The organism is Arthrobacter sp. GW460-12-1-14-TSB2, from assembly GCF_059423525.1.
Map to the genome: position 1 here is coordinate 83,709 of NZ_JBWKYC010000012.1, position 24,099 is coordinate 107,807.

At 67.3% G+C, this 24,099-nt stretch carries 23 protein-coding genes; 6 read left to right on the plus strand and 17 right to left on the minus strand.

Annotated features, from left to right (window positions below; all coding sequences use genetic code 11):
* The first annotated feature begins 6 nt into the window (after positions 1-6).
* Both AC07YR_RS14955 and AC07YR_RS14960 read left to right on the plus strand, forming a co-directional pair.
* A complete protein-coding gene (locus AC07YR_RS14955) occupies positions 7-1,449 on the plus strand; it encodes an amidohydrolase family protein (RefSeq protein WP_494734439.1) in 1,443 nt (480 codons plus the stop codon).
* An 8-nt stretch (positions 1,450-1,457) separates the two neighbouring features.
* Complete coding sequence (locus AC07YR_RS14960; protein ID WP_494734440.1) at positions 1,458-2,186, plus strand: maleate cis-trans isomerase family protein; 729 nt, start codon at positions 1,458-1,460, stop codon at positions 2,184-2,186.
* Positions 2,187-2,280: 94 nt separating this feature from the next.
* On the opposite strand, the gene AC07YR_RS14965 is transcribed toward AC07YR_RS14960, so the two are convergent.
* Positions 2,281-3,204, minus strand: coding sequence for a diacylglycerol/lipid kinase family protein (locus tag AC07YR_RS14965; RefSeq protein WP_436059155.1), 924 nt, complete (start codon positions 3,202-3,204; stop codon positions 2,281-2,283).
* Between the two features lie 109 nt (positions 3,205-3,313).
* Here AC07YR_RS14965 and AC07YR_RS14970 point away from each other — a divergent pair, with 109 nt between their 5' ends.
* Positions 3,314-3,778, plus strand: a complete 465-nt coding sequence (locus tag AC07YR_RS14970) for a pyridoxamine 5'-phosphate oxidase family protein (protein WP_055799982.1) — start codon at positions 3,314-3,316, stop codon at positions 3,776-3,778.
* A gap of 31 nt (positions 3,779-3,809) precedes the next feature.
* On the opposite strand, the gene AC07YR_RS14975 is transcribed toward AC07YR_RS14970, so the two are convergent.
* The 12 genes from AC07YR_RS14975 to AC07YR_RS15030 form a co-directional block, all read right to left on the minus strand.
* On the minus strand, positions 3,810-4,634 hold the full coding sequence (locus AC07YR_RS14975) for an IclR family transcriptional regulator domain-containing protein (protein WP_494734441.1): 825 nt from the start codon (positions 4,632-4,634) through the stop codon (positions 3,810-3,812).
* 147 nt (positions 4,635-4,781) lie between these two features.
* Positions 4,782-5,477 (minus strand): 3-oxoacid CoA-transferase subunit B, encoded by a 696-nt coding sequence (locus AC07YR_RS14980; protein ID WP_494734442.1) that lies wholly within the window; start codon positions 5,475-5,477, stop codon positions 4,782-4,784.
* A 1-nt stretch (position 5,478) separates the two neighbouring features.
* On the minus strand, positions 5,479-6,156 hold the full coding sequence (locus tag AC07YR_RS14985) for a 3-oxoacid CoA-transferase subunit A (protein WP_055799992.1): 678 nt from the start codon (positions 6,154-6,156) through the stop codon (positions 5,479-5,481).
* 3 nt (positions 6,157-6,159) lie between these two features.
* Positions 6,160-7,371, minus strand: coding sequence for a thiolase family protein (locus AC07YR_RS14990; protein WP_494734443.1), 1,212 nt, complete (start codon positions 7,369-7,371; stop codon positions 6,160-6,162).
* A complete protein-coding gene (pcaC, locus tag AC07YR_RS14995; RefSeq protein WP_436059159.1) occupies positions 7,368-7,829 on the minus strand; it encodes a 4-carboxymuconolactone decarboxylase in 462 nt (153 codons plus the stop codon). The genes AC07YR_RS14990 and pcaC overlap by 4 nt, the downstream gene beginning before the upstream one ends.
* Positions 7,826-8,644: an alpha/beta fold hydrolase gene (locus AC07YR_RS15000; protein ID WP_494734444.1), complete on the minus strand. Its 819-nt coding sequence runs from the start codon at positions 8,642-8,644 to the stop codon at positions 7,826-7,828. The genes pcaC and AC07YR_RS15000 overlap by 4 nt, the downstream gene beginning before the upstream one ends.
* The gene (locus tag AC07YR_RS15005; RefSeq protein WP_494734472.1) at positions 8,637-10,082 is read right to left on the minus strand and encodes a lyase family protein; all 1,446 of its coding nucleotides are present in this window, start codon (positions 10,080-10,082) and stop codon (positions 8,637-8,639) included. Before AC07YR_RS15005 ends, AC07YR_RS15000 begins: the two co-directional genes overlap by 8 nt.
* Before the next feature lie 11 nt (positions 10,083-10,093).
* Positions 10,094-10,669 (minus strand): protocatechuate 3,4-dioxygenase subunit alpha, encoded by a 576-nt coding sequence (gene pcaG / locus AC07YR_RS15010; RefSeq protein WP_436059161.1) that lies wholly within the window; start codon positions 10,667-10,669, stop codon positions 10,094-10,096.
* A gap of 4 nt (positions 10,670-10,673) precedes the next feature.
* Entirely contained in the window at positions 10,674-11,579 is a 906-nt protein-coding gene (gene pcaH, locus AC07YR_RS15015; RefSeq protein WP_494734445.1) for a protocatechuate 3,4-dioxygenase subunit beta, read from the minus strand.
* A gap of 51 nt (positions 11,580-11,630) precedes the next feature.
* On the minus strand, positions 11,631-13,553 hold the full coding sequence (locus tag AC07YR_RS15020) for a bifunctional sugar phosphate isomerase/epimerase/4-hydroxyphenylpyruvate dioxygenase family protein (protein WP_494734446.1): 1,923 nt from the start codon (positions 13,551-13,553) through the stop codon (positions 11,631-11,633).
* Positions 13,553-14,434, minus strand: coding sequence for a shikimate dehydrogenase (locus AC07YR_RS15025; protein WP_436059164.1), 882 nt, complete (start codon positions 14,432-14,434; stop codon positions 13,553-13,555). The genes AC07YR_RS15020 and AC07YR_RS15025 overlap by 1 nt, the downstream gene beginning before the upstream one ends.
* Before the next feature lie 166 nt (positions 14,435-14,600).
* A complete protein-coding gene (locus tag AC07YR_RS15030) occupies positions 14,601-15,452 on the minus strand; it encodes an IclR family transcriptional regulator (RefSeq protein WP_494734447.1) in 852 nt (283 codons plus the stop codon).
* A gap of 261 nt (positions 15,453-15,713) precedes the next feature.
* Between AC07YR_RS15030 and AC07YR_RS15035 the strand changes: the two genes are divergently transcribed.
* Positions 15,714-17,033: an MFS transporter gene (locus AC07YR_RS15035; RefSeq protein ID WP_055802980.1), complete on the plus strand. Its 1,320-nt coding sequence runs from the start codon at positions 15,714-15,716 to the stop codon at positions 17,031-17,033.
* Between the two features lie 167 nt (positions 17,034-17,200).
* On the opposite strand, the gene AC07YR_RS15040 is transcribed toward AC07YR_RS15035, so the two are convergent.
* The 4 genes from AC07YR_RS15040 to AC07YR_RS15055 form a co-directional block, all read right to left on the minus strand.
* Positions 17,201-18,283, minus strand: a complete 1,083-nt coding sequence (locus AC07YR_RS15040) for an ATP-dependent DNA ligase (protein WP_494734448.1) — start codon at positions 18,281-18,283, stop codon at positions 17,201-17,203.
* A gap of 70 nt (positions 18,284-18,353) precedes the next feature.
* Positions 18,354-19,727 (minus strand): NAD(P)(+) transhydrogenase (Re/Si-specific) subunit beta, encoded by a 1,374-nt coding sequence (locus AC07YR_RS15045; protein WP_436059166.1) that lies wholly within the window; start codon positions 19,725-19,727, stop codon positions 18,354-18,356.
* The gene (locus AC07YR_RS15050; protein ID WP_494734449.1) at positions 19,724-20,020 is read right to left on the minus strand and encodes an NAD(P) transhydrogenase subunit alpha part 2; all 297 of its coding nucleotides are present in this window, start codon (positions 20,018-20,020) and stop codon (positions 19,724-19,726) included. Before AC07YR_RS15050 ends, AC07YR_RS15045 begins: the two co-directional genes overlap by 4 nt.
* The gene (locus AC07YR_RS15055) at positions 20,020-21,192 is read right to left on the minus strand and encodes a Re/Si-specific NAD(P)(+) transhydrogenase subunit alpha (protein WP_494734450.1); all 1,173 of its coding nucleotides are present in this window, start codon (positions 21,190-21,192) and stop codon (positions 20,020-20,022) included. Before AC07YR_RS15055 ends, AC07YR_RS15050 begins: the two co-directional genes overlap by 1 nt.
* Before the next feature lie 150 nt (positions 21,193-21,342).
* On the opposite strand from AC07YR_RS15055, the gene AC07YR_RS15060 reads away from it, so the two are divergent.
* Both AC07YR_RS15060 and AC07YR_RS15065 read left to right on the plus strand, forming a co-directional pair.
* The gene (locus tag AC07YR_RS15060) at positions 21,343-22,329 is read left to right on the plus strand and encodes a TIGR03885 family FMN-dependent LLM class oxidoreductase (RefSeq protein WP_494734451.1); all 987 of its coding nucleotides are present in this window, start codon (positions 21,343-21,345) and stop codon (positions 22,327-22,329) included.
* The gene (locus AC07YR_RS15065; protein WP_494734452.1) at positions 22,326-24,017 is read left to right on the plus strand and encodes an alpha-amylase family protein; all 1,692 of its coding nucleotides are present in this window, start codon (positions 22,326-22,328) and stop codon (positions 24,015-24,017) included. The genes AC07YR_RS15060 and AC07YR_RS15065 overlap by 4 nt, the downstream gene beginning before the upstream one ends.
* The last annotated feature ends 82 nt before the right edge of the window (positions 24,018-24,099 follow it).

Below are 24,099 nucleotides of genomic sequence, written 5' to 3' on the forward strand. Positions count from 1 at the left end.
ACAATGATGTCCCGCATTCCAGACCTCGTCATCGCCCACGGCACCGTGGTGAACAGCTTCGGCCGCCGGAACGCCCACGTGGTGGTCCGCGACGGCCGCATCGACCAGCTCATCGACGCTGCCGAACCGGTCCCCGCCGCTGACCGCATCGTTGACGCCACCGGCCGGCTGGTGGTTCCCGGCGGCGTGGACGGCCACTGCCACGTGGCCCAGGTGACCGGACGTTTCCGCACCCTGGACGACTACCGCACCACCTCCACGGCAGCGCTCTGGGGCGGCACCACCACCATTATCGACTTCGGCATTCCCCGCGACGCGCAGGAAACCCCGCTGGCCGCTGTGCTCCACAAGAAGGAACTGGCGCAGGAGTCCCGCTGCGACGTCGCCCTGCACGGCGCCGTTGTCAGCTGGGACGAGACCGTGCCGTGGCAGCTGGAGCAGCTGGCCGCCGAAGGTGTGCGCTCGGTTAAGATGTACACCACCAACCGCGGCACCACCATGGCGGACGGGGACACCATCCTGAAGGTCATGCGTGAGATGGTGCGGCTGGACGGCCTCACTTACATCCACGCCGAACACGACCCCATCATCAGCGACTGCACGCAACAGCACGCCGACGACGGCAGGATCGGCATCGAGCACCTGCACCGGACCCGCCCCGAGCTTGCCGAGGAAATCTCGGTCAAGGAAACCCTTGCCATGGCCGAGTACACCAAAGCCCCCGTGTACTTCGTGCACCAGTCAACCCCGGGCGCCGTCGACCTGGTCACCGAGGCACGTGCCCGCGGCCAGGAGGCCTATTCCGAGACGTGCCCGCACTACCTCACCCTCGATGACACGGCGTACGGCTCCGCTTTTCCCGAGTGGTACGCCTGCTGCCCGCCCATGCGCAGCCCCGAAACCGTCGCCGCGCTCAAGGAACGGCTGGCCGACGGCGCCATCCACACCGTCTCCTCGGACCACTCCTGCTACGACCTGTCCCAGAAGCGTGAACGGACGGACGACGTCCGCGCCATGCCGCACGGCCTTCCGGGTGTGGAAACGCGGATGCCCGTCACCTTCACAGCCGTGGTTTCAACCGGCGGTTCGGTGGAGGCCTTCGTGGAGGTCTTCTCCGCAGGCCCGGCACGCGTCAACGCGGTTCCCCGGAAGGGGACCATTGCCGAGGGCTTCGACGCCGACCTGGTGATCTTCGACCCCGCCGAGGAACGGACGGTCGACGGCGGTGCGCTGCACATGGGCACTGACTTCTCACCGTTCGATGGCCGCACACTCACCGGCTGGCCCGCCGTCGTAGTGTCCGCCGGACGGGTGGTGCTGGACGCTGACGGCTTCCACGATCCCGGCGCGGTGGGACGTTTCGTGGCCCGCAACGGCTTCCACGAGCACCTCTCGTCCGGTGCCGGTTCGGCCGCCGCCACTCCCGCAACCCTCTTCGCAGCAAAGTAGGAGCAACCATGCCTTCCGCAGCACGCAAGACCCGCATCGGCATGATCGTGCCGTCCTCCAACACCTGCCTGGAGCCGCAGAGCTACCGGATCCTGGGCGACCGGGACGACGTCACCATCCACTTCACCCGGATCCCCGTCACCCGGATCGCCCTGGATGACTCCTCGGACAAGCAGTTTGATCCCGCTGTCATGCGCGCCGCCGCCGAGCTGCTGGCAACGGCGGATGTGGATGTCATCGCCTGGAACGGCACGTCCGGCTCCTGGCTAGGCGCGGACCACGACCGCGGGCTGGTCGGCGAAATCATGGACGCGACCGGCATCCCGGCCACCACGTCCACGCTCGCCTACCTGGAGGCTTTCGAGTCCTTCGGCACGGAACGGATAGGCCTTTTCACGCCGTACACGGAGGACGTGAACCGCGCCATCATGGCCTCCTACGAGACGGACGGCATCAAAACCATCGGCCACCGGGCCCTGGGGCTGAGCGACAACGAGTCGTTCGCCAGGGTGACGGACGAGGAAATGCGGCCGGGGTCGCTGGAGCTGGCCGCAGCCCGCCCGGACGCCCTGATCTACCTCTGCACCAACCTGTACGGCGCCAACATCGCGGCGGAGGTGGAATCAGAAACCGGCATTCCGGTGCTGGACTCCGTGGCGGTGACTTTGTGGCACTGCCTCAAACTTGCCGGGTCCCCCTTGCTCGCACCGAGGTGGGGCAGGCTGCTCGCGGACTGATCCAGCAGCCCAGGCAAGAACGACGGCGGCCCGCCCTCTGGGAGCGGGCCGCCGTCGAACCTCCGATGTCTGATGCCCAGGCTGGGCAGTGCCGCTAGGCGTCGGCCGCCGCGCTCATCCGGACGGTCAGCGCACCGGGAAGCATGGTCATGTTGACGTACTTGGTGTCGCCCTCGTGGTCGCCGTCGAGCTGGTAGTCGTCCGGGTGCTCAAAGGTGATCTCAACGGTTTTTCCCTGGAAGTACTCCACCGACGTGTCCTTGCCCCGGCCCTTGCCGATCATGCCGGCCACCACGGAGAACCAGCCGAGCTTGCCCCGCGGCGCCAGGACCACCACATCCAGCAGGCCGTCATCCACCTTCGCGTCCGGAAAGATTTCCAGACCGCCCTGGACCTTGCCGCAGTTCCCCACCATGACGCTGCGGACCCGGCGGTGTGCCACCGACTTTCCATCGATGACGATGTTTGCCTTCACGGGTTTTCCCGGAAGGTTCCGGATGCCGGCGTCCACGTAGGCCAGCCAGCCCACTTTGTCCTTCAGGTCCTCGTTGGTGTCCGCCATGATGGTGGCGTCGTAGCCCATGCCGGCCATGACCAGGAAGAGCTGCTCCTTTTCCGGGTCGCTCCGGACGGCCTGGACGACGTCGATCTTGCGGTCCTCGCCCGTGAGGGCACCCGCCATCGCCCCTTCGATGTCGGTGACATCCATCCCGAGGTTGCGGGCCAGCAGGTTGCCGGTCCCCAGCGGCAGCAGCCCCATCGGGGTGTCCGTGCCGGAAAGGACCTCGGCCACGCACCGTACGGTGCCGTCGCCGCCGGCAGCTATAACGACGTCGGCGCCCCGCTCAAGCGCTTCCTTCGCCTGCCCGACGCCCGGGTCCTCCTTGGTGGTTTCGATCCACAGGGGTTCATCCCATCCGGCGTCAGCGCAGTGTTTGGCCATCAGGCCGCGGACATCAAAGTCCACCGGCTTGGCGGGATTGATGATGATTGCGGCGCGTTTGTTTTCCTGGGTCATGGCATCCTTCACAGGCAAATGGTCGGGGGTTCTCCCAAAGTGAAGCCTAACTGAAATCCGGGACTTGCTACCCTGCCGCAACGCGGACCGGGCACCTAGGCTCAGCAGCATGAACACGTCTGGGCCGGGGCCGGAAACAAAAGATCTCACCGTTCATGAATGCTGGCAGCACCTGCGTTCCGCGTCCGTGGGAAGGCTGGCGGTCATCAGCGATGCGAAGCCGGAGATCTTTCCGGTCAACTACCTGCCGGACGAGGGCACGGTGCTGTTCCGGACAGGTCACGGAACCAAGCTGGACGCCATCCTCTCCGGGGAGCCCGTGGTTCTGGAAGCGGACGGGCTGAACATCTACGGGACCATTGCGTGGAGCGTGGTGGTCAAGGGAGTGGCCGAGGCCGTGCAGCCCGGTGAGGACGCCCCCGCCGAGACGCCGTCGCCGTGGCAGGAGGGTGCCAAGGACATCCTCGTCCGCATCACGCCCAGTGAACTGAGCGGTCGCCGGTTTGTCATCGGCCCGCCCACCAAATGGTGGCCGCCCGTGGAACCGGTCACCCTGCCCGGGCACCAGCAGTAGCCCGGCTTCCAAGAGTCCGCCGGGCACCGCGCTAGTGCTTGGCTGAAAGGTCCGCGGATATCAGCCTTGCCGTCTCCACAGTTTCCTTCTGCACCATCTCCAGGTAGGCCTTGGGGTCCGGTTTGGTGGCCACCGACTGGGCCTGCAGCGACACGTTGATGGCTGCCACCACCTTTGTGGGGCCGTGGTAGACCGGCGCCGCGATGGACATCAGGCCAAGTTCGAGTTCCTGGTCCAGCAGGCACCAGCCCTGCGACCGAACAGTGTCCAATGCTGCCACGAGGCCTTTCTTGGTGCCGATGGCGCGGGGCGTGAGGGGCTTGATCTCAGCTTCTGCGAGGTACTTCTCCAGTGCAGCCGGAGGAAGCGCGGCGAGCAGCACCCGGCCCATGGACGTGGCGTAGGCCGGGAAGCGGGTCCCCACCGTGATGCCGATGTTCATGATCCGGCGCGTGGTGACGCGGGCGATGTAGGCGATGTCCTTCCCGTCCAGCACAGCGGCCGACGTCGACTCTCCCAGCCGCAGCGACAGCTCCTCGAGGTGCGGCTGGGCGAGCTGCGGCAGCGACAGGCCGGACAGGTATGCGTAGCCGAGCTGCAGCACTTGCGCCGTGAGGGCGAAGGTCTTCCCGTCCGTGCGGACGTAGCCCAGCTCCACGAGCGTGTGTAGGAAGCGGCGCGCGGTGGCGCGGGTCAGGTCGGTCCGGGCAGCCACCTCGGTCAGGGTCATCACCGGGTGGTCGGTATCGAAGGCGCGGATCACGGCCAGCCCGCGGGCGAGGGACTGCACGTATTGGTCACTGGCCTGGGGCGCAGACGAAGGCCTGGGGGCGGTCTCTGCTGCTGCGTCGGTCATGGTTACCAATCCTATTAGCCTCCGCCGTCTCCCCCGAGCGCGAACGGACACTTCCGGCCCTCCCGGGAGCGCGAACGGACACTTCCGGCCCTGCCGCAGGGCTGGGCGGGGAGCTTAAGTGTCCGTTCGCGCTGTTGGGTTGGCGGGTTAGCGTTCGACGGCGGGGGCTGCTGTGAGGGGGACCGGCACCAGGGCCTGGAGTTCCTCGAGCGTGCAGCCGAACGTCTCCCGCACCTGGACACCGTCGGGACCGGTGAGGAACACGGCCTTGTCCGTGTACACGCGGGTCACGCAGCCCACGCCGGTGAGCGGGTACGTGCAGGCTTCGACGATCTTGGACGCGCCGTCCCGGGTCAGGAGCGTCATCATCACAAAGACGTCCTTGGCACCGGTGGCCAGGTCCATTGCGCCGCCCACGGCAGGGATGGCGTCCGGTGCGCCGGTGTGCCAGTTGGCGAGGTCTCCGGTGGCCGAGACCTGGAACGCGCCGAGGACGCAGATGTCCAGGTGGCCGCCGCGCATGATCGCGAACGAGTCGGCGTGGTGGAAGTAGGACGCACCCGGGAGCTCGGTGACGGGGATCTTGCCTGCGTTGATGAGGTCGCCGTCGATCTGGTCCCCCTCAGCCACCGGGCCCATGCCAAGCATGCCGTTCTCGGTGTGGAGCGTGATGTTCTGCTCCGGCTCGAGGTAGTTGGACACCAAGGTGGGCTGGCCGATGCCCAGGTTCACGAACGAGCCCGGCCTGATGTCCTTCGCCACCAGGCGGGCCAGGTCGTCGCGGCCCAGGGGCGTCTCGGACGTCTGGATCGAGCCGGTTTCGCTGCTTGTCTGTGCGCTCATGTCAGGCCGCCTTCACTGAATTATTAACACGGACAATGCTGTTGACGTAGATCCCGGGGGTCACGACGTTTTCCGGGTCGAGTCCGCCGGTTGGCACAATCTCGGACACCTGGACGATGGTGTGCTTCGCCGCAGCGGCCATGATCGGGCCGAAGTTCCGTGCCGTCTTGCGGTAGACGAGGTTGCCCTTGCCGTCGGCCTTGAGTGCCTTGATCAGGGCGACGTCAGCGTGGATGGGGGTCTCGAAGACCTGGCCGCGGCCGTCCAGGATGCGGGTTTCCTTGCCCTCGGCCAGCATGGTGCCGTAGCCCGTGGGGGTGAAGAAGCCGCCGATCCCGGCGCCGGCTGCCCGGATGCGCTCGGCCAGGTTGCCCTGCGGGACAAGTTCCAGTTCGATCTCGCCGGCCTTGTATTTGGCGTCGAAGTGCCAGGAGTCGGACTGCCGCGGGAAGGAGCAGATCATCTTCTTCACGCGGCCTTCCTTGATGAGCAGGGCCAGGCCCTGGTCGCCCTGGCCGGCGTTGTTGTTCACCACGGTCAACTCCCGGGCGCCGCCGTCCAGCAGCGCGTCGATCAGTTCGAACGGCTGGCCGGCGTTGCCGAAGCCGCCGATCATCACGGTGGAACCGTCCTTGATGCCGGCGACGGCCTCGCCTACGGTGTCAATGAAATTCAGCATCGCTTACGCCTTTCCAGTGTTGGTTCCGGCAACGGTCATGTTTTCGAGGACGACGGCGAGGCCCTGGCCGACGCCGATGCAGATCGCCGCGACGCCCCAGCGTTCACCGGAGGCCTGCAGGGACCGGGCCAGCGTGCCCAGGATCCGGCCGCCGGAGGCACCGAGCGGGTGGCCCATCGCGATCGCGCCGCCGTGCCGGTTCACGATCGAGTGGTCGATGCCCCAGGCGTTGATGCAGGCCAGGGACTGCGCGGCGAACGCTTCGTTCAGTTCGACCGCGCCCACCTGCTCCCAGCTGATGCCCGCCTTCGCGAGGGCCTTGTTCGCGGCCTCCACCGGGGCGTAGCCGAAGTACTGCGGATCGTTTGCGTGCGCACCGCGCCCGGCGATCCGGGCCAAAGGGTCCATCCCGAGGATCCCGGCGGCGTTCTCGGAACCGATCCAGGCCGCGGACGCGCCGTCCGAGAGCGGGGACGCATTCCCGGCGGTCACGGTGCCGTTCTCGGCCCGGAACACGGTCTTGAGCCCGGCGAGCTTCTCGGCCGAAGACCCGGACCGGATCCCCTCGTCGCGGACCAGGTCGGTGCCCGGCACCGGCACCACCAGATTGTCGTAGAACCCCTCATCCCAGGCCGCGGCGGCCAGGTTGTGGGAGTTCGCGGAGAACTCATCCTGCGCCTGACGTGTGACGCCGTACTTCTCGGCCAAACGTTCGGTGGCTTCGCCCAGGGAAATGGTCCAGTCCTTGGGCATGGCCTTGTTCACCAGGCGCCAGCCCAGCGTGGTCGAGGCCAGGTTCAGATCCCCTGCCGGGTAGGGCTTCTCCGTCTTCGGCAGCACCCACGGGGCACGCGACATCGACTCGGCGCCGCCGATCAGCATCAGCTCCGCGTCCCCGGCGTTCACCTGGCGGGAGGCGATGATCGCCGCGTCCAGCGAGGACCCGCACAGCCGGTTCACCGTGGTGCCCGGGATCGACACCGGCAGACCGGCAAGCAGGGTGCCCATCCGGGCGACGTTGCGGTTCTCCTCGCCGGCGCCGTTCGCGTTCCCGAACACCACCTCATCGATCCGCTCCGGATCGAGCTTCGGGGCCCGCTTCACGATCTCACCGATCACATGCGCGGCAAGGTCATCCGGCCGGACACCGGCAAGGCCGGAGCCGAACTTCCCAAACGGGGTGCGCACGGCATCGTACACAAAAGCCTGGTTCATGAGGTTGCGTCCATTCCGGTGTTGTCCATTTCCTGGAACACCTGTTGTGCTGTCTTGAAGGCGGTGTTGGCGGAGGGGACTCCGCAGTAAATGGCGGTCTGCAGCAGGATTTCCTTGATCTCGTCCCTGCTCAGGCCGTTAGTGATGGCTGCGCGGATGTGCATGGCCAGTTCTTCCCAGTGCCCGTGCGCCACCATCGCGGTGAGGGTGACCGCGGAGCGCATCTGCCGGGTCAGGCCTGGACGGGTCCAGATGCCGCCCCACGCGATGCGGGTGATCATGTCCTGGAAGTCCTCGGTGAAGGCGTCCTTGTTGGCGTTGGCGCGGTCAACATGCGCGGCGCCCAGCACCTCGCGGCGGACCACCATGCCGCCGTCGTAAATTTCCTGGCTGGTGGCGTCCGGCTGGACGACCCCGTGCCGCTCGGTGCCGGTGCCGGACACTTCTGCGCCGCTCACTTAGCAGCCCCGCTGGTTTCGCTCCAGGAGATGAGGCTCTTCAGCAGCTCGGCAACGTGGGCGGGCGCCTCGGCCGGAGCCAGGTGTGCCACACCCTCGAGCGTCACCGCGTTTGCAGTCCCGCCGCCGGCGGTGATGCCGTCCGCGATTTCCTTGGCGAACGACGGCGGCACCACGGCATCCTCCGAACCCGCCACCGCCTGGGTGGGAACCCGGATGCTGCCCAGCTCTGCGCGGACGTCGAAGCCGGCCAGGGCCTCGCAGCAGAAGGCGTAGCTGAAGCGGTCCGCGTCGCGCAGGGAGTGCAGCAGGCGGCTGCTGAGCTCGGGCTCGCGGTCCATGAAGCCGGCGGCGAACCAGCGCTGCGCCGAACCCTGGATCATCACCGCGGTGCCCTGGGTGCGGACGGTCTCGGCACGTTCCAGCCAGCCTTCGGGCGTGCCGATCTTGGCACCGCTGCACTGCACGGACAGGCTCTTGAGCCGTTCGCCGTGCTTGATGCCCAGCTGCAGTCCGGTGGCCCCGCCGAGCGATACGCCGGCGTAGTGGAACCTCTCGCCCGGGGCGATTGAATCGACAAGGTCGACGACGGCGTCAGCCAGTTCGGCGACGTCGAACGTTTCCGTCGCGGCCGGTGAGACGCCGTGGCCGGGCAGGTCCCAGGCGACGACGTCGAAGTCGGTCCCGAGGAGGGCGCCGGCCTGCGTCCACAACACTGAGGAGGTCCCCAGCGACGGCCCCACCACCACGAGGGGCTTGTCCCCCAGCGGGCGCTGCGGGGAGAGCAATACTGCCTTGACTGTGGGTCTAGCCACGGGAATCTCCGTTCGGGTCTGTTTGGGTGGGGGCTGGCGCAAAGCCGGGAAACGCGGCCAGGATGCGGTGGGAAATTTCGGCGGCCTGCCCCAGGTAGCTGGCAGGATCCAGGAGTTCTTCCAGCCGGTCGTCGGACAGCGCACTGGCGGGCACGGTCTCACGTAGCAGGCGGCGGTACGTTCCGGACTGCTCGGCGGACGGAGCCTGCAGCGTCCGGTCCACCACCGCCTGGAGCTGCTGCTTGCCGTTCCTGCCGTCGCGCTCAGCAAGCAGTGGCGCGACGGCGGCGGTCACCCCTTCGCTGAGCAGCAGCGGCCCGGACAGCTCCAGGTTGCGGCGCATGGCATCCGGGAAGACCTGCAGGCCTTCGGTGAGCTCGCGCAGGTGCCCGGCCGCGCCGAGCGCCAGGCGGAGCAGCTGGCGGAAGGCCGGCCATTCGCTGTGCCAGGCGCCGTCGGGACGCTCATCGTTGAAGTTGGCCGCCGCCAGGTGCAGCTGCGCGGCCAGGTTCGGGGCCTGCAGTGCCGCGCTGCGGACCAGCACGGACAATACGGGGTTCTGCTTCTGCGGCATCGCCGAGGACACTCCGCGGCCGGCTGCCCGGGGTTCGGCGAGCTCGCCCACTTCCGGCCGGCTGAGGAACAGCACGTCGGAGGCGATCTTTCCTAGCGCATCGGTGACGCCGGCCAAGGCATCGCCCAGCGACGTAACGGCCAGCCGGTTGGTGTGCCACGGCCCGGGAGCTGCCGCCAGGCCAAGGTGCGCGGCGAGGTTGCCCGCGAGGTCGAAAGGCGTCTCCACCGAGTCCTTGGTGAGCACCGTCCCGGCCGCGAGCGTTCCCGCGGCGCCGCCGGTCTGCAGCGGCAGCTCGGCAGCTTCAAGGCGCCGGGCTGCGGCAGCCAGGCCGTGGAACCACTGCGCGGCCTTCAGCCCGAACGTAAACGGCAGCGAGTGCTGCGTCAGGCTCCTGCCGACGCACAGCGTCTCCGCGTGCTGCTCCGTCATGGCCGCCAGCGCCGTCGTGATTCCGCGAAGGTCGGCCAGGAGCGAGGTAACCGCGTTCTTTGCCAGGAGCATCAGCGCCGAGTCCAGCACGTCCTGGCTGGTCAACGAGGTGTGCACCGCACGCACAGCGTCCACACCATCCGTATCCAGTGCCTTGACCTCGGCGCGGAGATCTGCGAGCAGCGGGATGACCGGGTTGGCGCCGCCCTGCGCGCGGACAGCGATGCCCGCCAGGTCATAGCGGTCCACGTCCGCCGCGGAAGCCACGACGGCGGCGGAACCGGCGGGCGCGAGGCCGGCCTTCTCCAGGACCGAAGCCCAGCCGGCCTCGACGGCGAGAACTGCCGCCAGGACCGCCCGGTCCCCCGTCAGCGCCGCCACCGAAGGCGACGCCGACACGGGACTGAGGAGTCCGACGTCGCCGTCGGACAGGTGGGAAGCAGTCACTGGGAGGCGCCCTCGAAGTCGAGGAAAACGGTCTCGCCCTCGCCCTGCAGCCGGATGTCCCAGGTGAGTCCGCCGTCAGCGTCGCGGCGCGCAATCAGCGTGCTGCGGCGCTCCGGGTCCAGGGAGGAGAGCAGCGGATCGGCCGCCAGGGCTTCTTCATCCTCCGGCAGGTACAGGCGGGTGAAGAGCCGGTTCATCAGGCCGCGGGCAAACACGGCCACCGAAATGAAGGCCGCTGCGCCGGGCTCGGTGGGGCCGGGATTGACCGTGGTGAAGGTGTACACGCCCGTGTTGCCCACCGCGCTCCGGCCGAAGCCGGTGAACGTGTAGCCGTCCCGGACCAGCGAACCGGTCTGGTGGACCACCTTGCCCTCGGAATCCGGCTGCCAGATTTCCAGGATCGCGTCCGGGATGGGGTGTCCGGCGCCGTCGTACACGGTGCCCTGCAGGCGGATGGAGCCCGGTGAGCCCGGTGCCAGCAGTTCACGGTCCTTCTCGTAAGGGAGGGCGTAGCCGTAGAAGGGGCCAACGGTCTGCCCGGGGGTGGGGGTCAGCTTCGTGGGGGTGCTCATCCGACTACTCCTCTTCGCCATCTGTGCCAAATGCTTCGTTTTCGGTCCAGGTCCGCTTGGACCCCGTCAGGACGATGTCCCACTTGTAGCCGATCGCCCACTCGGGCTTGGTGACGTCGTGGTCGTAGGTGGCCACCAGGCGGTCCCGGGCATCCTGGTCCACGATGGACTGGTAGATCGGGTCCAGCGGGAAGAGCTGGTCACCCGGGAAGTACATCTGGGTGACGATGCGCTGGGTGAATTCCTGCCCGAACAGCGAGAAGTGGATGTGCGCCGGCCGCCAGGCATTGAGGTGGTTCTTCCACGGGTACGCGCCGGGCTTGATGGTGGTGAAGCTGTAGGAGCCGTCGGCGCCGGTGATGCAGCGGCCCACGCCCGTGAAGTTGGGGTCGAGCGGGGCAGGGTGCTGGTCCCGCTTGTGGATGTAGCGGCCGGCGGAGTTGGCCTGCCAGATCTCCACGAGCTGGCCCGCCACCGGACGGCCGTCGCCGTCGAGCACGCGGCCGGAGACCAGGATGCGTTCGCCCAGGGGTTCTCCGTTGTGCTGGATGGTCAGGTCCGATTCCAGCGCGTGCACGTCCATGTGCCCGAAGGCCGGCGAGTACAGCTCGATGGTCTCCGGATCCGCGTGGTGCAGGTCCTTCGTCGGGTGACGGAGGACGCTGCTGCGGTACGGTGCGTAGTCCAGCCGGGGCTGGATCTCCACCCGGGCACCGTTCTTCAGCGCCGCCGCGTAGGCCTCCCCGATCGACTTCATCTCGGCGCTGAGGTCCGCCTGCGATTCCGCAGCGGCATCAAGCGGCGCATAGGTCTTCGGTGCGGCTTCGGTTCCGGCCAGGGGCGCCGCGTCCGACACGTCTTCGGTGATTGGGTCGGCGTTGAAAATTTCAAGGTTGATGTCTTCAGGCACAGCAGCCTCCTTTCAGTGTTTGATATTGATGGTTGGAGATGGTTGGTCTTTTCAGGTGGTGCGGCCCAGCTGGTGCAGGTAGTCGTACTGGACGGCGTGCCGCACCGGCGCGTTGGGCGCACCGTAGCCGTCGTAGCCGCGGCGGCGTTCCACCATTTCGAAGAACACGCTGCCCACGGTGGCGGTGTAGAAGTGCAGGAACTCGCCGTCAACGTCACGGTCGTACAGCAGGTTCAGCTCCCGCAGCGTGGCAAGGAACGCGGGATCGAGGTCGAACCGGGCATCCAGGTCCTCGTAGTAGTTGGCCGGGATCTGCAGGAAATCCAGGCCCCGGTCCCGCGCTGCACGTGCGGTCTCCACGAGGTCGTCCACGGCGAAGGCGATGTGTTCCTGGTAGGTCTTCCGGTGCGAAGTTCCCGCCTCCGCGCCGTCCTGCTGGATCACGGGTGCCAGGTTGAGGACCAGGCGCACGGCGCGGTCGGCCGTCAGCATCACCTGGGAGCGCACCAGTCCGCTGGGGCTGGGAACCTCCGCGAACGGCTGCGGTTCCAGGGCCAGGGCGCTGGTGTAGAACAGCACGGCTTCGTCAAAGTGCTGCCACGGCTGGGCGAGGTTCACGTGGTCAATGACGGCGCTGCGTCCGCCTGCGGCCGGAACTTCCAGGCCTTCGCCGAACTCGCGGGTCCAAGCCGCGGTGCCGTCCGGGCTGCCCTGGCAGAGGAAGATCTCGGTGGAGTCCGGTGCGGCGAAGCCTTGGAAGACTTCTTCGTTGGCCTGGCTCTTGCGGGGCACGGCGGGGGCCTTGAGCTGCTGGGCGCGGGCGGCGGCAATCACGGGCGAATCTACGTCAAAGCCGAGGGCGGCAATTGCTGGTGACGAGTCACCGGCGTCCACGGATGCCTCGTTGATGATCACGCGCGCGTGGCCCATGCTCCACAATTGCACGTCTTTGGTGCGGTGTCTGCCGTTGAATTCAAATCCCAGCTGGCCCAGCACCTTCTCGAGGCCAGCGGTGTCAGCGGCCTTGACCTCGGCGAAGTTGAAGCCTGCCGGTTCGGCCACCTGCGGGAGCGTGGCCAGTTCCATGGGATAACGACGGCGGGCAGGGACCGCAGACCCACCAACAACAGCACCGTCCGTAAGGGCGTCGTTGGCGTCCAGCCACTTGGCGCTCTGCTCCTCCAGCCAGATCAGCGACCGCATGGCGTCCACGGCGGTGCGTTCGACGTCGGACTGGCGGAAGACGTCGTTGAAGACCTCCAGCGACACCGGTCCGGTGTAGCCGGCGCGGACCACGTGGCCCATGAATTTGGCGAGTTCAAACTGGCCCTCGCCCGGGAAGACGCGGTAGTGCCGGCTCCAGGACAGGACGTCCATGGACAGCTTCGGGGCGTCGGCCACCTGCACGAAGAAGATCTTGTCCGCGTTGAACGATTCAATCGGCGCGGTGTCCCAGTCGCGGGAAAGGATATGGAAGGAGTCCAGGCAGGTGCCCAGGTTCGGGTGGTCCACGGTTTCCACCAGGCGGTGGGCGTGCTCGTAGTCGTTGACGTACTTGCCCCAGGCCAGCGCCTCGTAGGCCACCTTGACGCCGTGGTCCCCGGCGAGTCCGGCCAGCCGGGCCAGCTGTTCGGCGCGCAGGGAATCGTCGTCGATGGTGGCCGTGCCGACGTTGGAGCAGACCAGGATGGTGTCCATGCCCAGGCGGGACATCAGCTTGAACTTGGCCTCCGCCCGGCGCAGGTTGGCGGCAAGGACATCCTCCGGAACGCTGTCGAAGTCGCGGAACGGCTGGTAGAGGTCCAGCGTCAGGCCCAGGTCCGCGGCCATCTTCCGGATGTCCTCCGGGCTCAGGGACGACGTCACCAGGTCCTGCTCGAAGATTTCGATTCCGTCGAATCCCGCGGTGGCGCAGGCCTGCATTTTTTCCTTCAGCGTGCCGGACAGGCACACCGTCGCGATTCCGGTACGCATCAGGCAGCCACCTCTTCGGCGGCCACAAGCTCCAGGAAGTGGGCGCGCATGCGGTCCGCATCCGCCTCCAGCCCGGTGAAGATCCTGAAGGCGTCCGCCGCCTGGCCCACGGCCATGCGTCCGCCGTCCAGCACTTCGCAGCCCTTGGCGCGGGCCTCGCGGACCAGCTCGGTTTCAATCGGGCGGTAGACGATATCCGCCACCCAGTGCCGTGATTCCAGCAGGGACAGGTCCAGCGGAACGCCGGGGTGTGCTGCCATGCCCACAGGGGTGCAGTGCACCAGGCCGTCGGCGAGGGGCATCAGCTGCGGCAGCTCCGCCGTCGTGCGTGCCGTGACGGTGCTGTCCGGGAAGAACCCGGCCAGTTCGGCAGCACGCGCGGCGCAGCGGGCGGCGTCCGTATCCACGAGGTCAAGGTGGCGGACGCCGGCGGTGAGCAGGGCGTACGCGACGGCGGATCCGGCGCCTCCTGCGCCCAGCTGGACCACGCGGTCAAGCTTGGCGCCGGGGAGCCCGGCGGCGAGGGCCGCGGCGAAGCCGGAGAAGTCCGTGTTGTGGCCGATGAAGCGGCCGTCCCGGATGGTGACGGTGTTGACGGCGCCGAGGCGGCGGGCGTCCGGCGACACTTCGTCGAGGTGGTCCAGGACCAGCTGCTTGCACGGGTGCGTGATATTCAGCCCGTTGAAGCCGAGGCGGTGGGCGCTTTGCAGGAGCTCGCCCACGGATTCACCGGGCAGGCCCAGCTCCAGCAGGTCGATGGGGCGGTAGAGGTACCGCAGGCCCTGCACATCGCCTTCGCGCTCGTGCATGTGGGGCGTGAGGGAAGGCATTACGCCATCACCCACGAGGCCCACCAGAAAGGACTCTGCTCGATTGCTCATCCGTTTAGCTCCTTTGACAACGGCATCCGGCGGACCGGGGCGCACTGGGCGCCGGCGGTGTGCCGGGTGATAGGGATTACAGTACAGGAAAAGTTCACATATTGCACTGATGTTCTTATGACGAACAAATCACGACGGCGGGCTACGGCTCGACGGCCGGCGCACCTCATCGCTGCGGCAGCCTTGCGGCCAGTTCGGACGCGGCCTCCTGGAGTGCGGGGACAAGTGCCACCAGGTCCTCCAGGCCGAGCCGGAAGACCGGCACCGCCGTGGCCAGGGACGCGAAGGCGTAGCCCTGGGCATTGAAGACGGGGACGGCCACGGCGCGCATGCCCAGCTCATTCTCCTCATCCATGACGGCGTATCCGCGCCGGCGGACCTGGTCGATCTCGGCACGGAAGGCGTCCCGGTCCGTAATGGAAAATTCCGTCAGCGGCTCAAGCGGCAGCTCCTCCACGAGGCGCTTGCGTTCAGAATCCTCGGCAAAGGCAACCAGCGCCTTGCCCACCGAGGTGGTGTGCAAGGCGCCGAGGTGCCCCGGATCGCTCGTCACGCGGAACGTCTGCGGTCCGTCCACCTTGTTGACCGTAAGGTGATGGTTTCCGTCGCGGACGGAGAGGATGGTGGCCTCCCCGGTTTTCTCCGTGACCCGGCGGAGGATGGGAAGCGCCGTACCGGCAAACCCGTGATGGTTGGAGACGCGCTGGCCCAGCTGGAAGACGCGCAGGCCCAGGTGGTAGCGGCGGCCGTCCGGCTCATAATCGACAAACCCGTCCCGCGTGAGCGAGCCCAGCAGGCGGTAGGTGGTGCTGAACGGCAGCTCCGCGCGGCGGGACAACTCGGCCGCACTGGCTCCCCGCGGCTCGTCGCCCAGCAGGACAAGAAGGCCCAGGGCCTTGCCCACCATGTCCGTGCGGGAGTCATCCTTGGCGACCCTGGGCGACTTTGCCTCTTTGGCCGCAGTGGCCGGGGCTAACTCGACGGCGCCCTCAAGCTCTGTGTTTTGGTTCACACTCATAACTTGATGTTGCCACATTGTGAGAGCTATTTCTAGATGGTGATTATTTTTCTTGACAAGTGACAGTCCTCACAGCCATCATTGCTGTATCGCACAAGTAGCTCCCACCATGTGGCTACTCGTCCGGGTCTTCACGAGGACCACCAGCCGCCGCCACGAAAGCCGCCGTCTGAGACGGACGGCTGGGTCTCCAGAAATGAAGCGAGGCAGCTGCGAAAATCCTGATCCATCCGCGACAATGTCGTCACACAAAGGAACACCATGAGCCAGACACTCCCGTCCACGACGCCGGGCACCGTTGCACCGGCCGGGACCCCGAAGAAGGCAGCCCTCGCCAGCTTCCTGGGAAGCGCCGTCGAGTACTACGACTTCTTCATCTTCGGTTCCGCCGCAGCGCTGATCTTCCCGCACGTGTTTTTCCCCAATGCTGATGCCAATGCCGCCATCATGTCCTTCGCCACCTTCGGCTTCGCCTATGTGGCCCGCCCGATCGGCGCCGTCATACTGGGCCACTTCGGTGACCGCGTGGGCCGGCAGAAGGTCCTCATGTTCACCCTGGTGCTGATGGGAGCCTCCACCTTCCTCATCGGCTGCCTCCCCGACTTCAATACGGTGGGCTGGTGGGCTCCCGCCCTGCTGGTCCTCGCTCGCCTGTGCCAGGGCCTGTCCGCAGCCGGCGAGCAGGCCGGCGCCTCCTCCATGACCCTGGAACACGCCCCGGACAACCGCCGCTCCTTCTTCACGTCCTGGACCCTCACCGGCACCCAGGGCGGCCAGATCCTCGCCGCCCTGGTCTTCATCCCCGTGCTCGCCCTGCCTGACGAGGTCAAGTACGGCATCGGCTGGCGCATCCCGTTCTGGCTCAGTGCCGTGGTGGTCCTGGTGGCCTTCTTCATCCGCCGCACCCTGCACGAACCGCCGGCATTCGCCGAAGCCCAGAAGTCCGCCGCCATCTCCAAGCTGCCGGTTGCCGATCTCCTGAAGCACCACTGGCGCGATGTCCTCCGGGTGGTGGCCTGCGCCTTCATCGCCGCCGTGTCCACCGTGTTTGGCACCCTGGCCATCAGCTACGCCAAGACCGTGGCCGGCGTGGACGGCACCACCACACTGTGGCTCGTGGTCGGCGCCAACTTCGTGGCCCTCGGCACGCAGCCGCTGTTCGGCATGCTGGCGGACAAGATCGGCCGCAAGCCGGTGTTCATCTACGGCGCCGTGGCCAGCGCGATCCTGACTCCGGTCTTCCTGCTGAGCCTCGAATCAGGCAGCGTCCCGCTGATGTTCCTGGCCGCCATCGGATTCTTCTCCTTTGGCTACGCAGCCTCCAACGCCGTCTGGCCGTCCTTCTACGCCGAGATGTTCAGCACCAAGGTCCGGTTCTCCGGACTGGCCATCGGCACCCAGCTCGGCTTCCTGATGGCAGGCTTCGCCCCGGCGATCGTGGCGGCCATGGGCGGCATCAAGCCCGGCGGCTGGGTCCAGATCAGCATCTTCACGGCAGTCATCTGCGGCATCGCAGCCATCTCGGCCCTCACGGCCAAGGAATCCTTCAAGACTCCCACCCGCGAGCTCGGCCTGAAGTAAGGCGCGTCCTGCGGCAGCCGCCGTCGTGACCCTTTTTGCCAGTCAAAACGGCTCCGACACGGCGATTCCCTGACCTTCCGGCCAAGTTCACCCAAGAAAAGGTCACGACGGCGGCCCGTCCCCTCCCGGGGCGGGCCGCCGTCGTTTAGCCATTAGTTTGAGGCCGGTCAGGTGGCCAGCACGTCGTCGAGGTTGTACTTCACCGGCTCTTCCAACTGCTCGTAAGTGCAGGATTCCGGTTCGCGGTCCGGCCGCCAGCGGACGAACTGGGCAGTGTGGCGGAACCGTTCACCTTCCATGTGGTCGTACTTCACTTCCAGCACGCGCTCGGGCCGGAGCGGGATAAAGGACAGGTCCTTGCCCGCGCTCCACCGGCTGCCTTCGGCGTTCCGCGGCGTCCGGCTGCCCTCCTCCTGCTTGGCCCAGGCCCAGGGGTGGCCGTCGAAGTCCGTCACCAGGGGCTGGAGCTCCTCGAACAGGTCCTTGCGGCGCTGCATCGGGAAAGCACCCACCACGCCCACGCTCGCCAGGACGCCGTCGCCGTTGTACAACCCGAGCAGCAGGGACCCGATCCGGTCCGGGCCGCTGGTGTGCACGCGGTAGCCCGCCAGGACGCAGTCCGCGGTGCGTTCGTGCTTGACCTTGAGCATCACGCGCTTGTCTGGCTGGTAGCTGCCGTCCAGGGCCTTGGCCACAATCCCGTCGAGGCCGGCTCCCTCGAAATGGTGGAACCACTGCTGCGCCGTGCCGTTGTCCCGCGTTGTGGCGGTCAGGTGGACGGGCGCGGAACTGCCCGCAAGGGCCTTCTCCAGCATGCTCCGCCGTTCGGAAAACGGCCGCCCGGTGAGGTCCTCGTCGTCAAGCGCCAGAAGGTCGAACGCCACAAACTTCGCCGGCGTCTGCGCCGCCAGGAGCTTCACCCGGCTGGCCGCGGGGTGGATCCGTTGCTGGAGCGCTTCGAAGTCCAGCCGGTCACCGGAGGCACCCACCAGGACGATCTCGCCGTCGAGCACGCAGCGCGCCGGCAGGTTCGCCTTCAGCGCCTCCACCAGTTCGGGGAAGTAGCGGGTCATGGGCTTGCCGTTGCGGCTGCCGATCTCCACCTCGTCGCCGTCCCGGAAGATGATGGACCGGAAGCCGTCCCACTTCGGTTCGAAGCTCCATTTCGGGCCGGAGTCCGGGACTTCGGGCAGGGCGCTGACGGCTTTGGCCAGCATGGGCGCGATCGGGGGCATCACCGGCAGTTGCATAACGCCCATTCTTACCCGCCGGTACGCCTCGCACCACCCCCACGGCAGGCCCATTGTGCCGGCCAGGCTGCTAGAGGGCCTTGACTGCCCCCAGCACCTTGGTCAGCGAATCCTTGGCATCGCCGAACAGCAGGGTGGTCTGTGGTTCGTAGAGCAGTTCGTTCTCGATCCCCGCGAAGCCCGGTCGCATGGACCGTTTGAGGAACACCACCTGCCGGGCGTCGGCCACTTCCAGGATGGGCATCCCGTAGATGGGCGAGCCGGAGGACGTCTTCGCCGCCGGGTTGACCACGTCGTTGGCGCCCACCACGAGGGCGACGTCGGCGGTCTTGAACTCAGAGTTGATCTCGGTCATTTCCTTCAGTTCCTCGTACGGCACGTTGGCCTCCGCCAGGAGCACGTTCATGTGGCCAGGCATGCGGCCGGCCACGGGGTGGATGGCAAAATCCACCTGGATTCCGCGGAGCTGCAGGGCCTTGGCCAGTTCGGCCGCGGTGTGCTGGCCCTGGGCGACGGCAAGGCCGTAGCCGGGAACGATGATCACGCGCTGCGCGTAGCCCAGCAGCACGGCGACGTCCTCCGCGCTGGACGAGCGCACCGGCCGCTCACTGACGGCGGTGGAACCCGCCGTCGAGCCTCCCCGGAACGCGCCGAACAGGATGCCCGCCACGCTGCGGCCCATGGCGGCTGCCATGGCCCGGGTCAGGATGGTACCGGAGGCCCCCACCAGGGTGCCTGCCACGAGCAGCAGCACGTTGCCAAGCACCAGGCCGGAGGCCGCAACGGCCAGGCCGGTGAAGGCGTTCAGCAGCGAAATGACGATCGGTACGTCCGCGCCGCCCACGGGCAGCACCAGGAAGATTCCCGCAGCCAGTCCCAGCACCAGCAGCACCAGTGCCAGGGGCAGCGAACCGGACAGGACGACGGCGGTGCCTGCACCCACCGCGGCCAGCAGTACCGCCGCCATGACCACGGGCAGTCCGGGGAAGACCACCGGCCTGGTGGTCATGAGCTCCTGCAGCTTGGCGAAGGTGATTGCGGAGCCTGCGAAGGAGACCGCGCCAACCAGGAGCGTGAAGGCGATGGCCAGGCGGACCCAGGCTTCCTCCGTGTGTGCCAGTTCAAGGAGCGCCACGAGGGCAGCGGCGCCGCCGCCCACTCCGTTGAAGGCGGCCACGAGCTGCGGCATCTGGGTCATCTTCACGCGCCGGGCCACGGGGGCGGCCACTGCGGAGCCCACGGCGATCGCGCCGAGGATCCAGGGAATGTTGTCCAGCCGCGCGGACAGGAACACAGTGGCTACGCCCAGCACGGCTCCCGCGGCACCCACGAGGTTGCCGCGGCGCGCGGTGCGCGGCGAGTTCAGGCCCATGAGCGCAAGGATGAACAACACTGCCGCCAACAGGTAGAGGAGCCCCGTCCAGGCCGGGTCCAGGATGCTCATCGCGGTTCCTTCCCGTCCTTACGGCCGCGAAACATCTCCAGCATCCGGTCCGTCACCACGAATCCGCCCACCAGGTTGGCGGTGGCCAGGACGACGGCCAGCAGCGCGACGGCGAGTACCCACGGGTCCGCCGCCTGCCCGGCCACGATGATGGCGCCCACCAGGATGATTCCGTGGATCGCGTTGGCACCGGACATCAGCGGTGTGTGCAGGGTGCTGGACACTTTCGAGACCACCTCAAAGCCCACGAAGACCGCCAGCACGGTGATCGTGAGCAGGCTGATGCCGTCCATCAGGCCACCCCCTCGTTGTCGGGCTGTTGGTCCTCGGCAGCGAGTGCGTCCGCCGTGGGCGCATGGCGCACCTTTCCGTCGTGCGTCAGGCAGGTGCCGGCTACGACTTCGTCGCCGAAGTCCAGGGACAGAGCGCCGTCGCGGACCACCAGGGCGAGCAGGTTGGCCACGTTCTTGGCATAGAGTCGGGAGGCATCGGCCGGCATGGCTGACGCGGCGTCCTTCAGGCCCACCAGGGTCACCGTGCCCTGGCCGTCGGCGGTGTCCACCTGGATCTCCTGGCCGGGAACCGATCCCTCCACGTTGCCGCCGGATTCCGCGGCGAGGTCCACCACCACGGAGCCGGGCCGCATTCCCTGCACCATCTCCCGGCTCACCAGCAGCGGTGCCCGCCGGCCCGGGACTGCCGCCGTCGTAATCAGTACGTCCGCCTGGGCCACGTGCGGCGCCAGAAGCTGCCGCTGCAGGGCACCGCGGTCCGCGCTGAGCTCGCGGGCGTAGCCGCCGGAGGCTTCGGCGGTTTCCAGGTCGAGCTTGATGAAGGTGCCGCCCATCGAGGCGACCTCGTCCGCCGACGCGGGCCGGATGTCGTTCGCCGAAACCCGGGCGCCCAGCCGTTTTGCCGTGCCGATCGCCTGCAGGCCCGCCACACCCACGCCGAGCACCAGCACGCGCGCCGGCGGGATGGTCCCGGCGGCTGTCATGAAGAGCGGGAAGAAGCGCGGCAGGCGGATCGCCGCTTCCAGTACGCAGCGGTAGCCGGCCACCAGGGCCTGGGAGGACAGGGCGTCCATCGACTGGGCCCGGGAAATCCGCGGCACCAGTTCAAGAGCGAAGGATGTCACCCCGGCGGCAGCCAGCGCCCGCACCGTGGGCAGTTCGGACGACGGCGACGCCAGGCCGGCGGTGACGGCACCGCGGCGCAAGGCCGCCGCCGTCGCCGGTTCCAGAGGCCGCACGTGGGCGAGGATATCGAGGGATCCGGGATCCAGTTCGGGGACGATCCGCGCGCCGGCCCGGGCATACTCTGCGTCGCTGTGGCCGGCCTCCTTTCCCGCACGGGATTCGACCAGGACCTCGAGTCCCAGGCCAATCAGTTGCTGGACCGTCTCCGGCGTCGCGGCCACCCGTCGCTCGCCCTCGCGGCGCTCCCGCGTAATGCCCAATTTCACCCGCCACTCCCTTTCCAGCGTCATCGCCGTCCGGTGTCCCGCTGTCCCGCGTCGGTATGGCTAGAGTCTATGCAGAAAGACCCGACTCCGCCGGTGCTTTCCTCGACTGCTTTCCTCGACACGCTTCCGCTCCGCGGGTAGACATGAACGATGGCAACTATCGGTTTTCACGCGTCGCATGAACAGATCAGCCCGGGCCAGCTTCTCGAGGACGTCCGGCTCGCCGAGCAGGCAGGCTTCGACGCCGCCATGTGCTCGGACCACATAGAGCCCTGGTCCGCCCGGCAAGGCCATTCGGGCTTCGCCTGGTCCTGGCTGGGGGCCGCACTGGCAACCACCTCGCTCCGCTTTGGCGTGGTCACCGCACCAGGCCAGCGCTACCACCCGGCCATCATCGCGCACGCCTCGGCCACCCTGGCGGACATGTTTCCCGGGCGCTTCTGGATGGCACCGGGCAGCGGCGAGAACATGAACGAGCACATCACGGGCGATGCGTGGCCGGCCAAGGAATCACGTCAGCAGCGCCTGGAGGAGTGCGTCGACGTCATCCGCCGCCTGCACAACGGCGAGGAGGTGACGCACCATGGCCTGGTCACGGTGGAACAGGCACGCATCTGGGACGTCCCGTCCACCAAGCCGCCGCTGATCGCGCCGGCGATCAGCGTGCAGACCGCCCGGCGCGCCGCAACGTGGGCTGACGGGCTGGTCACGGTGAACCAGCCACACGCGAAGCTGAAAGAGATGCTCGACGCTTACCGGGGCAACGGCGGCAAGGGCAAGGCGGTGCTTCAGATCCACCTGTCCTGGGCACCGCGGGAGGAGGATGCGGTTTCGATTGCCCTGGACCAGTGGCGGTCCAACGTCTTCGCCCCGCCCATCCCCTGGGACCTGCCCACCGCGACCCACTTTGACGGCGTCAGCACCGACGTCGGCGAAGACCAGGTCCGGAAGGCCGTCAACATTTCCTCCAGCCTGGACCAGCACGCCACGTGGCTGCAGGAGTATGCGGACCTGGGCTTCGATGAGCTCTACCTGCACTTCGTCGGCCAGGAACAGAAACCCTTCATCGAGGCGTTCGGCGAACACGTCCTGCCCGGGCTGCGGGCCGGTAGCGCGTCACGGGAGGTGACGGCATGAGGATTGCGGAGACGTCCGATCTGTGGTGGAAGAACGCCGTGATCTACTGCCTGGACCCGGAAACCTTTTTTGACGACGACGGCGACGGCACCGGGGATTTCGGCGGCCTGATCCAGCGAGTGGACTACCTGGCGGCCCTGGGGGTCACGTGCATCTGGCTCATGCCGTTCTACCCCTCGCCGGACCGGGACGACGGTTACGACATCACCGACATGTACGGAGTGGACCAGCGCCTCGGCACCATGGGCGACGTGGTGGAGTTCGTCCGGACGGCCAAAGACCGGGGAATGCGGGTGATCGCGGACTTCGTCATCAACCACACCTCCGATAAACACCCCTGGTTCAAGGAATCCCGGAAGTCCGTGGACAACCCCTACCGCGACTATTACGTGTGGCGGAAAGACACTCCCCCGGACACCTCCGAACAGGTGGTGTTCCCCGGTGAGGAGACGTCCATCTGGACCCAGGACAAGGCCACCGGCGAGTGGTACCTGCACATGTTCGCCAAGCACCAGCCGGACCTGAACGTCGCCAATCCGAAGGTCCGGGACGAGATCGCCAAGTCCATGGGATTCTGGCTGCAGCTGGGGCTGGACGGTTTCCGGCTGGATGCCGTGCCGTTCTTCCTGGAGCTGCAGGGCGTGTCCAAGGAGGACGCGGCGAAGATCGATCCGCATGACTACCTGGCGGCCCTGCGGAGCTTCCTGAACCGGCGCAACGGCAGTGCCGTTCTCCTCGGCGAGGTCAACCTTCCCTATAAAGACCAGCTGAAATACTTCGGCGGGCCGGACGGCAACGAGCTGAACATGCAGTTCGACTTCCTGAGCATGCAAAACCTGTACCTGTCCCTCGCCAGGGAGGACGCCCGCCCACTGGCCAAGACCCTCGCCGGCAGGCCGGCCATCCATCCTGACAACCAGTGGGCCATGTTCGTCCGCAACCACGATGAACTGACACTGGACAAACTCACCGATGAGGAACGGGCCGAGGTCTTCGCGGCCTTCGGGCCGGACCCGGACATGCAGATGTACGGCCGGGGGCTTAGGCGCCGCCTGCCAACGATGCTCGGCGGCGACCCTGCCCGGATCCGGATGGTCTATTCGCTGATGTTTTCCCTCCCGGGAACACCGGTCCTTTTCTATGGCGAGGAAATCGGGATGGGTGAGGACCTGCGCGCCAAGGGCCGCTCCGCTGTGCGCTCCCCCATGCAATGGAATGACACGGCTAACGGCGGATTCTCCACGGCCCCGGCGGACAAGCTCGTGGCGCAAGTGGTTGACGGCTACTTCGGGCCGAAGAACATCAACGCCGCCCACGCCAAACGGGACCCCGACTCGTTGTGGAACTTCATCGCGGCGCTCATCCGAAGCTACCGCGAAAGCCCGGAGCTGGCCTGGGGCGACTTCGAACTCATCAAGCAGCCCCATCCCGGCGTGCTCCTGCACAGCTGCACCCGCGCCGGTTCCACCCTGGTCCTGGCACACAACATGGCCGCACAGCCGGCGTCCGTCACGGCAAAAGTCTCGTCGCCGGAAGATCCGGCAGAGAACTTCGCAGGCGCCGTCCTGCTGGACCTGCTCGACGGCGACAATGTTCCCCTGGCGGACGACGGCGGCTTTGAACTGGAGCTGGAGCGCTACGGCTACCGCTGGTTCAGGATCCAGCGGCCCGCCGACAGGCGGATATAGCACCGGCGGATCTGACGCCGCCGGTTAGCTGCTTTCCGGGCGGAAACGGCATGGGCGCGGAAAACTAACGCGCCCATTACCG

Excerpts from the sequence above, each read along its gene's own strand:
- AC07YR_RS14960 (WP_494734440.1), top strand. The coding sequence starts at position 1,458 with ATGCCTTCCGCAGCACGCAAGACCCGCATCGGCATGATCGTGCCGTCC.
- AC07YR_RS14970 (WP_055799982.1), top strand. The coding sequence starts at position 3,314 with ATGAACACGTCTGGGCCGGGGCCGGAAACAAAAGATCTCACCGTTCAT.
- AC07YR_RS15040 (WP_494734448.1), bottom strand. The coding sequence starts at position 18,283 with ATGCAACTGCCGGTGATGCCCCCGATCGCGCCCATGCTGGCCAAAGCC.
- AC07YR_RS15065 (WP_494734452.1), top strand. The coding sequence starts at position 22,326 with ATGAGGATTGCGGAGACGTCCGATCTGTGGTGGAAGAACGCCGTGATC.
- AC07YR_RS15060 (WP_494734451.1), top strand. The coding sequence starts at position 21,343 with ATGGCAACTATCGGTTTTCACGCGTCGCATGAACAGATCAGCCCGGGC.
- AC07YR_RS14965 (WP_436059155.1), bottom strand. The coding sequence starts at position 3,204 with ATGACCCAGGAAAACAAACGCGCCGCAATCATCATCAATCCCGCCAAG.
- AC07YR_RS15045 (WP_436059166.1), bottom strand. The coding sequence starts at position 19,727 with ATGAGCATCCTGGACCCGGCCTGGACGGGGCTCCTCTACCTGTTGGCG.
- AC07YR_RS15030 (WP_494734447.1), bottom strand. The coding sequence starts at position 15,452 with ATGAGTGTGAACCAAAACACAGAGCTTGAGGGCGCCGTCGAGTTAGCC.
- AC07YR_RS15020 (WP_494734446.1), bottom strand. The coding sequence starts at position 13,553 with ATGCGTACCGGAATCGCGACGGTGTGCCTGTCCGGCACGCTGAAGGAA.
- AC07YR_RS15025 (WP_436059164.1), bottom strand. The coding sequence starts at position 14,434 with ATGAGCAATCGAGCAGAGTCCTTTCTGGTGGGCCTCGTGGGTGATGGC.
- AC07YR_RS15035 (WP_055802980.1), top strand. The coding sequence starts at position 15,714 with ATGAGCCAGACACTCCCGTCCACGACGCCGGGCACCGTTGCACCGGCC.
- AC07YR_RS14990 (WP_494734443.1), bottom strand. The coding sequence starts at position 7,371 with ATGAACCAGGCTTTTGTGTACGATGCCGTGCGCACCCCGTTTGGGAAG.
- AC07YR_RS14955 (WP_494734439.1), top strand. The coding sequence starts at position 7 with ATGTCCCGCATTCCAGACCTCGTCATCGCCCACGGCACCGTGGTGAAC.
- AC07YR_RS14980 (WP_494734442.1), bottom strand. The coding sequence starts at position 5,477 with ATGAGCGCACAGACAAGCAGCGAAACCGGCTCGATCCAGACGTCCGAG.
- AC07YR_RS15050 (WP_494734449.1), bottom strand. The coding sequence starts at position 20,020 with ATGGACGGCATCAGCCTGCTCACGATCACCGTGCTGGCGGTCTTCGTG.
- pcaG (WP_436059161.1), bottom strand. The coding sequence starts at position 10,669 with ATGAGCACCCCCACGAAGCTGACCCCCACCCCCGGGCAGACCGTTGGC.
- AC07YR_RS14975 (WP_494734441.1), bottom strand. The coding sequence starts at position 4,634 with ATGACCGACGCAGCAGCAGAGACCGCCCCCAGGCCTTCGTCTGCGCCC.
- AC07YR_RS14985 (WP_055799992.1), bottom strand. The coding sequence starts at position 6,156 with ATGCTGAATTTCATTGACACCGTAGGCGAGGCCGTCGCCGGCATCAAG.